This is a genomic window from bacterium (assembly GCA_026414725.1).
In the GTDB taxonomy this organism is placed as follows: Bacteria; Ratteibacteria; UBA8468; order B48-G9; family JAFGKM01; genus JAAYXZ01.
In genome coordinates, this window is the sequence record JAOAIL010000010.1 from 18,098 (window position 1) to 32,243 (window position 14,146).

General features: G+C 35.4%; 9 protein-coding genes and 1 tRNA gene. 5 read left to right on the forward strand and 5 right to left on the reverse strand.

What is annotated here, in order from left to right:
• Positions 1 to 73: 73 nt before the first annotated feature.
• From N3D17_04865 to N3D17_04875, 3 genes are all read left to right on the forward strand, one after another.
• Positions 74 to 2,491 (forward strand): AAA family ATPase, encoded by a 2,418-nt coding sequence (locus tag N3D17_04865; GenBank protein ID MCX8082708.1) that lies wholly within the window; start codon positions 74 to 76, stop codon positions 2,489 to 2,491.
• An 83-nt stretch (positions 2,492 to 2,574) separates the two neighbouring features.
• Positions 2,575 to 4,323, forward strand: coding sequence for an ABC transporter ATP-binding protein/permease (locus tag N3D17_04870; protein MCX8082709.1), 1,749 nt, complete (start codon positions 2,575 to 2,577; stop codon positions 4,321 to 4,323).
• Positions 4,316 to 6,166 (forward strand): ABC transporter ATP-binding protein/permease, encoded by a 1,851-nt coding sequence (locus N3D17_04875; GenBank protein ID MCX8082710.1) that lies wholly within the window; start codon positions 4,316 to 4,318, stop codon positions 6,164 to 6,166. The genes N3D17_04870 and N3D17_04875 overlap by 8 nt, the downstream gene beginning before the upstream one ends.
• Before the next feature lie 32 nt (positions 6,167 to 6,198).
• Here N3D17_04875 and N3D17_04880 read toward each other — a convergent pair whose 3' ends face one another.
• Complete coding sequence (locus tag N3D17_04880) at positions 6,199 to 6,735, reverse strand: DUF1854 domain-containing protein (GenBank protein MCX8082711.1); 537 nt, start codon at positions 6,733 to 6,735, stop codon at positions 6,199 to 6,201.
• Between the two features lie 8 nt (positions 6,736 to 6,743).
• The gene (locus tag N3D17_04885) at positions 6,744 to 8,936 is read right to left on the reverse strand and encodes an ABC transporter ATP-binding protein/permease (GenBank protein ID MCX8082712.1); all 2,193 of its coding nucleotides are present in this window, start codon (positions 8,934 to 8,936) and stop codon (positions 6,744 to 6,746) included.
• 133 nt (positions 8,937 to 9,069) lie between these two features.
• On the opposite strand from N3D17_04885, the gene N3D17_04890 reads away from it, so the two are divergent.
• Together N3D17_04890 and N3D17_04895 are read left to right on the forward strand one after the other, a co-directional pair.
• The gene (locus N3D17_04890) at positions 9,070 to 10,494 is read left to right on the forward strand and encodes a V-type ATP synthase subunit B (protein ID MCX8082713.1); all 1,425 of its coding nucleotides are present in this window, start codon (positions 9,070 to 9,072) and stop codon (positions 10,492 to 10,494) included.
• The gene (locus tag N3D17_04895; GenBank protein MCX8082714.1) at positions 10,478 to 11,089 is read left to right on the forward strand and encodes a V-type ATP synthase subunit D; all 612 of its coding nucleotides are present in this window, start codon (positions 10,478 to 10,480) and stop codon (positions 11,087 to 11,089) included. Before N3D17_04890 ends, N3D17_04895 begins: the two co-directional genes overlap by 17 nt.
• 30 nt (positions 11,090 to 11,119) lie before the next feature.
• Here N3D17_04895 and N3D17_04900 read toward each other — a convergent pair whose 3' ends face one another.
• The 3 genes from N3D17_04900 to N3D17_04910 form a co-directional block, all read right to left on the reverse strand.
• Complete coding sequence (locus tag N3D17_04900) at positions 11,120 to 11,920, reverse strand: fumarylacetoacetate hydrolase family protein (protein MCX8082715.1); 801 nt, start codon at positions 11,918 to 11,920, stop codon at positions 11,120 to 11,122.
• Positions 11,920 to 13,800: a molecular chaperone DnaK gene (gene dnaK / locus N3D17_04905; protein MCX8082716.1), complete on the reverse strand. Its 1,881-nt coding sequence runs from the start codon at positions 13,798 to 13,800 to the stop codon at positions 11,920 to 11,922. The genes N3D17_04900 and dnaK overlap by 1 nt, the downstream gene beginning before the upstream one ends.
• Positions 13,801 to 14,011: 211 nt before the next feature.
• A tRNA-Val gene (locus N3D17_04910) sits at positions 14,012 to 14,087 on the reverse strand.
• Positions 14,088 to 14,146: the final 59 nt, after the last annotated feature.

The following is a 14,146-nucleotide window of genomic DNA, read 5'->3' on the forward strand; positions in this document are numbered from 1 at the left end:
TTGACTTTTTCGCTCAACCTCCTATAATAATTATACAGATTTGTTAAGTATTTTCAAAAAGGAGAAAAGATAAATGGAAAAATATAAGGTGCCTGTTGAAAAACTGAGGAAAAAATGTGATTTGAAAAGTTTTAAGTTTAACACAACAGAAGAGATATCCCCTCTTGAAGGATTGATTGGACAAGAACGGGCAAAGAAGGCACTTGAGTTTGGGCTTAAGATAAAAAGTGATGGATACAATATATTCGTTGCTGGAATTTCAGGAACAGGAAAAACCACCTCTGTAGAACAGGCAGTAAGAAAAACAGCAGAAGAACAAAAAGTCCCTGATGACTGGTGTTATGTATATAATTTCTCAAATCCAGATAATCCTGTTGCATTAAGATTACCTCCAGGAATGGCAGTGGCTTTTAAGAAAGATATGGAGGAACTGGTAAAAGAACTTCAGATAGAACTTCCTAAAGAACTTGAAAGTCAATTATACGAAGAACATAAAAATCAGATAATAAAGGAGTTTCAGGAAAAGAAAAATGAGATGCTTGAAGAATTTGAAAGTTCGGCAAAGTCATCCGGTTTTCTGATTAAAAAAACCCCTACCGGTGTAGTTATGGTCCCATCTATTGAAGGTAAACCACTTGAAGAGGAAGATATTGAGAAACTAACAGAACAGGCAAAGGAAGATATTAAAAAGAAACAGGAAATATTACATGAACATTTTAATCAAATCTCACGGGAAATCAGGAAACTGGAGAAGGAGGCACAAAGAAAATTGGTTGACCTTGAAACCCAGACAGCAAGGGCTACTATAAGTCCGAGGATAGAAGAGTTAAAGGAAAAATATAAAAAATTCCCGGAGATTTTAAAATATCTTGATGATGTAGAGAAAGATATGGTAGAGAATGCTGATAGTTTCAAGGAAAAAAGAGAAATAGAGATACTCCCGGGGATAAAACTTCCTGATAGACCATCTACTTTATATAAATATGAAGTAAATGTCTTAATAGATAATTCCTGTCTTAAAGGTGCTCCTGTAATTAAAGAGACAAATCCCACATCTTATAACATAAGCGGCAGAATAGAATATCGCCCCCAGTATGGAGCAATGGTAACTGATTTCACAATGATAAAGCCAGGTGCTCTCCATAAAGCCAATGGTGGTTATTTAATATTGCAGGTACTGGATATCTTTAAGAATTATTTTTCCTGGGAAACATTGAAAAGGGCTATAAAGAATAAAGAAATTATAATAGAAGACCTTAATGAACAATATCGTCTTATAAACACCCCTACATTAAGACCACAGCCCATACCTCTCGATGTAAAAGTTGTATTGATAGGAAATCCGCTTTTCTATTATTTACTTTTTACCTATGATGAGGAATTTAAAAAACTCTTCAAAGTAAAAGCGGATTTTAGCACAATTATGGATAGAGATGAAGAAGGTATTACTAATTATGTGGCTTTCATAAGTAAAATATGTAAAGAAGAGAAACTACTTCCTTTTGATAGAGAATCTACATCAGAAATAATTGAGTATGGAGCGCGGATTGCAGAAGACCAGAATAAACTAACAACGAGATTCAGTGAGATAGCAGACATTATAAGAGAAGCAAACTTCTGGGCACTGACAGAAAATTCTTCTGTTGTAAAAACATCTCATGTGAAAAAGGCACTGGAAGAGAAAATTTTCAGGTCAAACCTTATAGAAAAGAGGATAGAAGAACTTATTAAAGAAGGTACTATTATGGTAGATACTGAAGGCGAAAAAGTAGGTCAGATAAATGGTCTTGCCGTTCTCACAATGGGAGATTATTCTTTTGGAAAACCATCAAGAATTACAGCGAGAGTTTATACTGGAAGAAGTGGGATGATAAATATAGACAGAGAGGTAAAACTTTCAGGGACAATACATAATAAAGGTTTTTTAATACTTACTGGCTATATGGGAGAAAAATATGGTGTTGATAAACCACTCGTTTTCAGTGCCACGCTTTGTTTTGAACAACTTTATGAAGAGATAGAAGGAGATAGTGCTTCTTCTACAGAACTTTATGCCCTTCTTTCTGCGATATCAGGATTACCACTAAAACAGGGGATAGCAGTTACCGGGTCGGTAAATCAGAGAGGTGAAGTCCAGCCCATAGGTGGAGTTAATGAAAAGATAGAAGGATTCTATCATACCTGTAAGATAAAAGGACTGACAGGAGAGCAAGGAGTCATTATACCTAAAACAAACATCAGACACCTTATGTTAAAAGACGAGGTTATAAATGCGGTCAAGGAAGGAAAATTTCATATATGGGCTGTAAGTACTATAGACGAAGGAATAGAAATTCTTACAGGAGTTCCTGCAGGAGATAAAGATAAAAAAGGCGATTATCCAGAAGGAACTGTTAACTATCTGGTTTCTAAACGACTGGAAGAACTTACCAGAAATTATCTAAAACACCAGAAGATACACTCGCCTAAAAAAGGAAAGATAAATAAGTGAGCAGTAGAGAAAAATAAGGCACATCTTATCTTCTACATATTTAATTATTTTTTACTTTTAATATGTAATCTGTGTTTAAGAATATGAATAAAAATTTGAAGAATTGGGATTTTAACATTTTTCTTGAATATCTGAAACCATATAAAAAGTCGGTTATTATTGCACCTCTATTTATGGTTCTGGAAGTAATAATGGACCTTTTTCAACCAAAACTCCTTGCCCATATTGTTGATGAAGGAATAATGAAGGGGGATTTCAAATTTATAGTACATACAGGGATATTAATGCTTGGAATTGCAATTATAGGTCTGATTGGTGGGATTGGATGTACAATATTTTCAAGTATAGCAAGCCAGAACTTCGGACACGATTTAAGAAAAGCCATTTTTAAAAAAATTCAGAATGTTCAGTTTAAAGACAGCAATAAATTCTCCCCCTCCTCTCTTATAACAAGATTGACAAATGATGTATCTCAGACACAACAACTTGTACTTATTTCTTTAAGATTGCTTGTCAGAGCACCTCTTTTATGTCTGGGGGGAATTATTATGGTTTTTTTTATAAACATTAAACTTTCCATGATAATTCTTATTGTGATACCTCTGCTCCTTTTTATCTTCTATTCTATTACAAGGAAAAGTTTTTCTTTATTCACTGATATGCAGAAAAAAATAGATAGAATTAATCTTATAATCAGAGAGAACCTTGCAGGTATAAGAGTAATCAAAATTTTCAACAGGACACCATATGAAAAAAGACGTTTCAAAAGTGCAAATGAAGATATGGTTGAAGCATCTCTCAATGCAATTAAACTTATCGTAAACATAGGACCTCTGGTTATGATAATCGTAAATTTAAGTATAATCGCTGTCTTATGGTTTGGCAGTAATATGTCAATGAGAAATGAAATTATGATAGGTGAAATAGTGGCTTTTATCAACTATCTTATGATAATCCTTATGTCTCTTATGATGGTAAGTAATCTATTTATATTTATATCAAGGGCAGGTGCTTCTGTAGAAAGGATTAATGAGGTATTAAGGGTTAAAGAACCTGACAGAGAAGAAAAATTTTATCAATCTGTTTCCATAAGGGGACATATAGAGTTTAAAAATGTTTCTTTTAGTTATACACAACAGACACCATTTTTTCATAATTTATCTTTTTCAATAGAAGAGGGAAAAACAACTGGCATAGTCGGAATTACAGGTTCAGGAAAAACAACACTATTAAATTTGATGGCAGGATTATACCAACCGTTATCTGGAGATATTTTTATTGATGGAACAAAAATGAATGATATAAACCCTTCTGTACTGAAAGAAAATATAGGGTTTGTTACACAGGAAGCAATAATATTTTCAGGAACTATCAGAGAGATTATGAAATGGGCAAAAGAGGATGTATCAGATGGAGATATAGAAGAGGCATTAAAAATAGCGGAGATTTATGATTTTATCAAAAAACTTCCGGATGGGCTTGAAACATTCATTGGACAGAAAGGAGTAAATCTATCAGGAGGACAGAAACAGCGGTTAACAATAGCGAGGGCTATCATCAGAAACCCCAAAATACTAATCCTTGATGATTGCACAAGCGCTGTGGATTTTATAACAGAAAAACGGATACTGAAAAATTTAAAAAGTGGATTGAACACCTGTACAAAGATTATTGTTACTCCGAGGATATTTACAGTTATGGAAGCAGATAATATTATAGTTCTTGAAAAAGGAAGTATAGCAGGTTTTGGAACCCACAGACAATTGCTTAAAACATGTGATATCTACAGGGAGATATATGAATCACAGGCAGGAGAGAGAATAAATGTCTGAAAGAGATAAGTTTCAGGAACAGGAGAAATTCAGATTTCATCATGGACCATTCTTTGGTCCACCCGGACCCGGCAGGCATTTACATTTAACAACTGAAAGACCAAGACAAACAATTAAAACACTGAAAAATCTTTTCAAATATCTTAAGAAGTACAGATTATATCTTTTTCTAACATTTATCTGTTTGATTGGAAGTTCAGTCCTTTCACTTCTCGGTCCGTATCTTATAGGGAAAGGAATTGATAATTATATAATACCAAAATCTCTCTCTAAATTTGGCTTTTTTCTCCTTTTTTTATTAGTAATATATATCTTCAATTCTATCCTTTTATACATACAGGGTATTACAATGGCAAATATATCCCAGATGATTGGATTTGACTTAAGAAAAGATGTTTTTGAATGTCTCCACAAACTTTCTCTTAAAGTTATTGATAGAAGACCTATCGGGGATATAATGAGCCGTTTTACCAATGATATAGATATGATAAACACGAGTATTGCAACAGCAACAATCCAGTTTTTCTCTGGAGTTATTATGCTTATAGGAACCATTGTAATGATGGTTATTTTAAGTCCAATTCTCACATTATTCAGTATGATACTTATTCCTCTTATGGTTATCACAACAAAGATTATATCTGGAAAAACAAAAAGATACTTTTTACTTCAACAGACAAAACTTGGTGAGGTTAATGGAATTGTAGAGGAGAATATTACTGGTTTGAAGATAGTAAAAATTCTGGGGATGGAAGAAAAAGAAATAAGGAAGTTTGAAGAAAAAAATTCTGAACTCAGGGAATATGGTATTATGGCACAGAAACTTTCAGGTATTGTCCCTCCTTTAATGAATTTCCTGAACAATATAAGTTTTGCTATTATCGGTGGGATAGGAGGCCTTTTTGTTATAAAAAATATCATTACTATTGGCACTATAGCAAGTTTTATAAACTATGTGAGGTTTTTTACAAGACCATTAAATGAGGTTGCCAATCAGTTCAATGTTATTCAGGGGGCAATAGCAAGTGCGGAAAGGATTTTTGAAATCATGGAGGAAGAAAAGGAGAAAGAAGATACAGAAGAGGAAGTAAGAATTGATGATATAAAAGAAACCATTGAGTTCAGAAATTTGTGGTTTTCTTATAAAGATGAGAATTATGTTCTTAAAAATATTAATTTTCAAATTTCACCAGGTAAATTAATCGCAATTGTAGGACCCACAGGAGCAGGAAAGACAACTATAGTAAACCTCCTCGCTAGGTTATATGAGATTAATAAAGGTGAAATACTATTTGACGGTACAGATATAAGAAGAATAAAAAAGGAAAGTTTAAGGTCTATATTTGGAGTGGTACTCCAGGACACATATCTTTTTTCAGAGTCAGTGAGAGAAAATATAAGATATGGTAATCTGGAAGCAACAGACAGAGAAATTGAAGAAGTATGTAAAGCAATAAATGCTGATGAATTTATTTTAACTCTGCCATTAAAATATGATACGGTTCTTTCAGATGGAGCACAAGGGTTAAGTCATGGGCAGAAACAACTTATAGCAATTGCCAGGGCAATACTCTCTAATCCGAAAATTTTAGTATTGGACGAAGCAACAAGCAGTATAGATACAAAAACAGAGATGACTATCCAGAAAAGTATGTCAACCCTGATGAAAGGACGGACAAGTTTTGTGATAGCGCACCGATTAAATACAATTAAAAATGCTGATTTAATTCTTGTAATCAAAGAGGGAGAAATAATTGAAAAGGGAACACATAGAGAACTTATGGATAAGAAGGGATTTTACTGGGGTCTTTTTACCAGTCAGTTCGGAGAAATCTCTGAATAAATATCCTTTATCTACACCTTTAGTTTATTAATTTACCAGTATATGTATCTGGTAAAAAGGTCCTGTTCTGCCTTTGTAAGTTTTTCTATATCAGGGAGAAGATAACGGTCATCAAATATATCAAGAAGAATCTTACCTTTTTCTCCATAGTCAAGAGTTCTATGTGATGCCCATCTCATATAAAACTCTTTTGGTCCTTTATCTGTCTCAACTTTAAAATGCAGTACACCGAACTCAAGTTTTATACTGTATATAGATTCTATAATATAGGCAAAGTATTGTTTCTTCATTGCATCTAATATAATCTGCCTTGTGTCATCAGGAAATTGATTAATATCCTCTATCATTCCTATTTCCTGAATCCTGTCATTCTCATCATAATAAAAAAGAAGTATAAATTTATCCGGACATCTTACAGGAAATGCCCTTATAGCATATACTCCTCTATAAAGGGTTCCATCTGATGTCATAACATGCATAAGATTAAATGTACCTTTAAATATCCTAATATCTTCCGGTTTTAAACTCTTAATACCTATTTCTTCAAGACGACTTTTTTTATCTTCCATATAAACCCCTATTCATCAATAGAGGCAAGTTTTGTCTGCGCCTCAACAAGTTTGTAATAAATACCTTTTTTCTCCATAAGTTCTTTATGTGTTCCGTATTCTACAATTCTACCTTTATCAATAACATAAATCCTGTCCGCACCTTTCAGGGTTGAAAGGCGGTGGGCTATAGCAATCGTAGTCCTTCCTTTACATAAAACAGAAAGTGCTTCCTGTATCTTGATCTCTGACTCTGTATCTACGGAAGAAGTTGCTTCATCCAATATCAAAACCGGAGGGTCACATAGAAGTGCCCTCGCTATTCCTATCCTCTGCCTTTCTCCTCCAGAAAGTCCTGCTCCACCTTCACCGAGGTAAAAATCATATCCACTGGGCATCTGCATTATTGATTCATGTATATTTGCTGCCTTCGCTGCAGCAATAATTTCTTTATATGTTGCTGTAGGATTCCCATAGGCAATATTATCTGCTATTGTACCACGAAAAAGAAATGGTTCTTGCAGAACAAATCCTATACTCCTGTGTATTACTTCAAGAGAAATAGTCCTCGCATCATATCCATCTAAAAGAACCATTCCTTGCTGAGGGTCGTAAAATCTACATATAAGATTTACAACCGTTGTCTTCCCACTTCCACTTTTACCAACAATCCCTATCATCTCTCCTTTTTTAATCTTGAAACTCACATTTTTCAAAACAGGGTGATACGGTTCGTATCCAAAAGTAACATTTTTAAATTCAATATCGCCCTCTATCTTTTTTATATTTACTGGATTGGCAGGTGGTCTTAATGTGGGTTCTGTATCCAGCACTTCAAATATTCTGTATGTGGCTGTAATAAACCCACTGAACCAGTTTGAAAGAAGTGTTAAACTTGAAAGGGGGGTATAGAACATCGTTATATAACTTAAAAATGCCATCAGTTCTCCCAATGTTAATTTTTCAGCAAGCACATTTTTACCACCAGCATACCACACTATTAAACCACCCAAACTGAAAAAGAAAGCCATAAGCGGGTTAAAAGCAGCAACACTTAAATTCACTGCTCTATTTGCATCTCTTAAATCTTTCGCTCTACTATCAAACCGCTGAATTTCTCTTTCTTCCTGTGCAAAAGCACGAACAAGACGGATTCCTGATATAACACTGTGAAGAAAACTGGATATTTTTGACTGTGCATCCCAGAGTTTATAGTATCTCGGATAAATTTTATGCCAGAAGAACCATGTTCCAGATACTACAAATGGAATAGGAACAAGTACATATAAAGCAAGTCGTGTATTAATAGTAAAAAGCATAATACCTATACCAGCAAATAAAAGTATATTAATTAAAAATCCCTGCCCTATCTGTGAGACAAATCCGTGAAGTTGTTCTACATCCGAAGCAAATCTTGTCATTATCATCCCTACAGAGTTTTTATCGTAATAATCAATAGAAAGTTCCTGTAGTTTTCTAAACATTCTGTTTCTGAGGGAGTATGTTATTAAAGTACCAACAGAGGTTGAAAGAGTTCCTATTATCATATTTAACTGGGCACGGATTACCTCTGTTCCTATAAGAGCAAGCACCAGCCATATAAGCCAGTCAGTATGTCTTTTAGTAGTCAAAACTTCGTCTACTAAGACCCTTATAAGTTGAGGTGGCACAAGACTCAATCCAACCGCTATTGCAGTTATAAAAAATATAGTGACCATCCAGTGCATATATGGGACTATTAGAGAGAGTAATCTTTTCAGTATCCCCCCTTCTTTTTCACATCGCGGACAGAGGGCACCTTCTGCTCTGAGTGGCATACCACAGATACGACACAGTAAAGGATGTGGCTCTGCAAGTATCTTACTATCTATTGGTTTACCTGATTTCAAGTTTTCAATCTGATGAGAAAGCCGTTCAAATCTATAACGTAATACATTGGTAAACCTTGCTATATCAATATATACTCCTTCAATTCTTGCTTGGAAAAAGGCACTTCCAACTGTACAATAGACCCTTGTACTTTCAACATCTTTCATATCTACTACTACTTCCGTACCTTTACCTTTTTCAGGAAGTGACATAATTTTTTCAGGGGATACAAGAACCCAAATAGTGTTAAAATCACCCTGAATATCAAGGTCAGCAATAGCTATAAGTTTAATATCCTTCAAAGAAACACCCAAACTCTCTAATCTATCTATAACTGTTTGTGGAATAGACATTTCTTAATATGAAATAATAAGTTAACAATTATTCTATTTTACTTTACTACTTTACTACAATTCTCCTTACTGTCAAGCAGTTATAAATTATACCATTGCAATACAGTTATAATTCATTGTATAATATTTTATTATGGATCTAATTAAATCTTTACGGGTGTATAAAAATATAAAAAATATATCAGGTCCCTTAATGTTAGTTGAAGGGGTTGAGGGTGCATCTTATGGAGAGCTCGTTGAAATCTCAACAGAACATAATATAAAAAGATTGGGAAAAGTGCTGGAAGTTTATCAGGATAAAGCACTTATCCAGGTCTTTGAAGGTACATCCGGATTGAGTACAACCACTACGAAGGTCCGTTTTACTGGCAGAGGTATAAAATTTGGAGCTTCACCTGATATACTGGGCAGAATATTTACTGGACTGGGAAATATAAGAGATGGTGGTCCTGATATAGTACCTGACAGGTATCTTGATATAAATGGTTCTCCTATCAATCCTACAAGACGTGATTATCCATCTGAGTTTATCCAGACAGGTATATCAGCAATAGATGGATTGAATAGTTTAGTCAGAGGACAGAAACTTCCTATATTTTCAGGTGCAGGGCTTCCACATAACATTCTCGCCACCCAGATAGTAAAACAGGCAAAAATACCTGCTGAAAAAGAAGATACACGATTTGCAGTTGTGTTTGCTGCAATGGGTATAACATTTGAAGAAGCAGAATTTTTCCAGAAGGAATTCAGAGAAGCAGGTGCAATAGAAAGATGTGTAATTTTTATAAACCTTGCGGATGAACCAGCTATAGAAAGGATAGCAACCCCACGTGTAGCACTTACATCAGCAGAGTATCTTGCTTTTGAATTGGGTATGCATGTGGTTGTAATATTGACAGATATGACTAACTATGCAGAAGCGCTAAGAGAAATTTCTTCGGCAAGAAATGAAATACCAGGAAGACGTGGTTATCCTTCATATCTATATACAGACCTTTCAACCATCTATGAGCGAGCAGGGAGAATTAAAAACAGAAAGGGAACTGTCACACAGATACCTATACTTACAATGCCTGAAGATGATAAAACACATCCTATACCTGACCTGACGGGTTATATAACAGAAGGACAGATTATACTCTCACGACAACTACATCTGAAAGGCATATATCCTCCCATTGATATACTTACATCCCTTTCAAGGTTAAGAGATAAAGGTATAGGTGTTGATAGAAAGACAGGGAAAAATCTTACACGCGACGACCATCCTGCTATAGCAAGCCAACTATTTGCATCCTATGCGAGAGGTAAGGAAGCAGAAGAACTTGCTGTGGTTTTAGGAGAAGCATCTCTTTCTGAAGTAGATATTGCACACCTTACATTTGCGAGACAACTTGAGAAGGAGTTTATCTCTCAACAACCTGATGAGGAAAGAACCATAACAGAGACACTTGATATTGGATGGAAACTACTACATATGCTTCCTCTCTCAGAGATAAAACGAATCCCTCCTGAAATTCTTGAAAAACGCTGGAGTAAAGATGAAACTAAAGGTTAATCCAAACAGGATGGAACTTTTAAAACTTAAAAAGAGATTAACCCTTGCAAAAAGGGGACATAAACTCTTAAAAGATAAAGAAGAACAACTTTTAATAGAATTCAGGTCTCTTATCTTTACAGTCAAAGAAAAAAGAAAGGACGTTGAAGAAGAAACACTACAGTTCTATATGGATATAATTAAAATGAAGGGACTGATGGACGAGAAAATATGGAAGTCATTTATTGAAGAAAGTTTTTTCAAAACGATATTTTTACAGGAGATATTACGATTTTTTAATATACCTGTTTCAAAAATTTCTTTCAATGTGTCCACAGAAAAAACTCTACCAGATTATTCACTCTCGCCATATCACTACTATCTTCTGGATAAGGGAAAAAAAGTATTAGAAAAATTAATGGAACTTGCTTTCCTTGAAAATAAACTTATAAGTTTTTCTATAGAGATTGAAAGGACAAGAAGGAGAGTTAATGCACTTGAATATGTCCTTATACCCAATATTGAGGAGACAATAAAATTTATATCTTTCAAACTTAATGAAATAGAGAGAACTTCTCTCGTTATGTTAAAACATATCCAATTAATCCGAGAATAAAAACAGATAGAATTTTTTTATCCCGTATTTTTATTCACAAACAACAGGATTTCGTAAAATTCCTATCCCTTCTATTTCAACTTCAACATTATCCCCTTCCCTTAAAAATACCTGAGGTTCCCTTGCAAATCCAACACCTGAAGGGGTACCTGTCATAATAAAAGTACCTGGAAGGAGCGTCATCTGTCTTGAAAGATAAGAAACAATTTCTGAAACATTAAATATCATATCAGATGTGTTTGCATTCTGCATTAAAACACCGTTGACCCTTGATTGAATTTTTAAATTATCTGGACTGATATCTGTTTCTATCCATGGACCTATCGGTGCAAAGGTATCAAACGATTTTGCTCTTGCCCACTGTCTGTCCAGTTTCATCTGGCAATCTCTTGCTGAAACATCATTACCACAGGTGTATCCAAAGATAAAATCTGAAACATCTTCTTTTGAAACATTTTTTGCCCTTTTACCTATAACTATAACAAGCTCTGCTTCATAATCAACAAAATCAGGTGCCTCTCTCGGTAATACTATGGGACTTAAATGACCTGTTATTGCAGTAGTTGCCTTTAAAAACACAACAGGTGCTGGACATAATTCCATTTTACTTTCCTTTGCGTGTTCTTTATAGTTAAGCCCCAGCGCAATAATATTGGGTGGGTCTACAGGTGGTAAAAACTTTTTTACAGAATTAAGAGGCACTTTTATTCCTGTATATTCAGGAGGGGAAAGAAGTGGAGATGTTTTTATTATATGGACTATCTCATCTTTAACTATACCATAACTACCACACCTATCCAGCCCCTCTACAACAACTCTTACATATTTCATTACTTCTTATCCTTATCATCAACCTCTTTGTATTCTGCATCAACAACATTACCTCTATCCTCCTTTTTCTCTGGTTCCTGTTCAGGTTGTGCTTGTTGCCCGGAGGTCTGCTGTTGTGCCTGTTGATATATAACCTGTGCAAGACCATGGACTGCCTGTTGAAGTTCTTCCATTGCCTTCTGTATATTATCTTTATCTTTAACCTCTGCTTTTATCAATTTATCCAGTGCATCTATTTTTTCCTGTATATTTTTTCTATCTGTTTCACTAACTTTATCCCCATGTTCTTTCAACGTTTTATTAACATTGTATATCAGAGAATCTGCCTGATTGACAACCTCTATAATCTCTCTCTGCTTCTTGTCCTCTTCTGCATATCTCTCAGCTTCCTTAACCATCTTTTCAATCTCCTCCTGTGATAGTTTTTTAGAAGCAGTTATTTTAATGGACTGTTCCTTTCCAGTTCCCTTATCTTTTGCTGTCACATGCAAAATACCGTTTGCATCAATATCAAAAGTAACTTCTATTTGAGGAACTCCTCTCGGAGCAGGAGGAATACCTTCAAGGTGGAATCTACCTAAACTCAAATTGTCTTTTGCCATAGGCCTCTCACCCTGTAAAACATTGATTTCAACAGACGGCTGGTTATCTGCAGCCGTTGTGAATATCTGACTCTTTTTTACAGGAATGGTTGTATTCCTTTCTATAATCTTTGTAAACACACCTCCTAATGTCTCAACACCGAGCGAAAGAGGAGTAACATCCAGAAGAAGTATATCCTTATCTTTCATATCTCCACTCAAAATAGCCCCCTGTATTGCAGCACCTATAGATACACACTCCATAGGGTCAACCCCTCTCTCTGGTTTTATTCCAATAAAGTCCTCTATAAACTTCTGAACAATAGGCATTCTGGTAGGACCTCCAACGAGAATTACCTTGTTAATTTCTGATGGTTTTAATTTTGCATCTTCCATCGCCTGTTTTACAGGGCCTTTACACCTTTCTATGATGGGCTCTACCAGTTCCTCAAGTTTTGCCCTTCTTATCTTCATTTGAAGATGCTTGGGGCCTGTATGGTCTGCTGTAATAAATGGCAGGTTGATTTCTGTTTCCAGTGTTGAAGAAAGTTCTATTTTTGCCTTTTCCGCTGCTTCTTTAATTCTCTGCATAGCCATCTTGTCTTTACTAACATCTATACCTGACTCTTTTTTAAACTCTTCTACAATATATCTTATAAGAACTTCATCCATATCAGTCCCACCCAGCTGTGTATCTCCATGGGTAGAAAGAACCTTAAACACACCTGCCATCATTTCCATAATGGTGACATCCAGTGTTCCTGCCCCAAAATCAAACACGAGGATTTTAAGTTCTGCCTGTAATTTATCAAGTCCATAGGCAAAGGAAGCAGCGGTTGGTTCATTTATGAGACGGACAACTTCAAGACCTGCTATAGTCCCTGCATCCTTTGTCGCCTGTCTCTGGTTATCATTAAAATATGCAGGAACAGTTATTACTGCTTTCTTTATCGGATATCCGAGGAACGCTTCTGCATCCCTTTTTATCTTTTGAAGGATATAAGCAGATATCTGTTCAGGAGTATAGGTCTTCCCATAGATATTATATTTATAGTCAGTTCCCATCTTTCTCTTAGCAGCAAAAACAGTACCTTCAGGATTTACTGCCGCCTGTCTTCTTGCCGGTTCTCCAACAAGAACCTGTCCATCTTTTGTAAAGGCAACATAAGAAGGGAACGCCTTACCACCAACTATAGTAGTCCCTTCTGCACTGGGGATAATAACTGGTTTTCCTGCTTCCATAACTGCTGCGGAAGAATTACTTGTCCCGAGGTCTATACCTATAATTTTCTCTGTCATTTTATACCCTCCATTCTGTTTATTAACTTTAGATGAGAGAGATATTGAAAAGTTTCAAATTTTCTTATAAATCTTTTTTAAATTTGGTGGGCGGTGCAGGACTTGGCGCCCTCGTCTCCCAAAACGTCTCGGGTCGGCCACCCGCTGAAATTGCTGCGCCCACTCGCAATTTCTCACTTCGCTCCCTTCAAGTCCTTTCCAGAGAAGAATTTGGTGGGCGGTGCAGGACTTGAACCTGCGACTTCTACCTTGTAAGGGTAGCGCTCTTGCCACTGAGCTAACCGCCCCTTTATAAAAATTGTTTACACCAAAGGGATAATTGTGATATATTATACATCAACTTTTT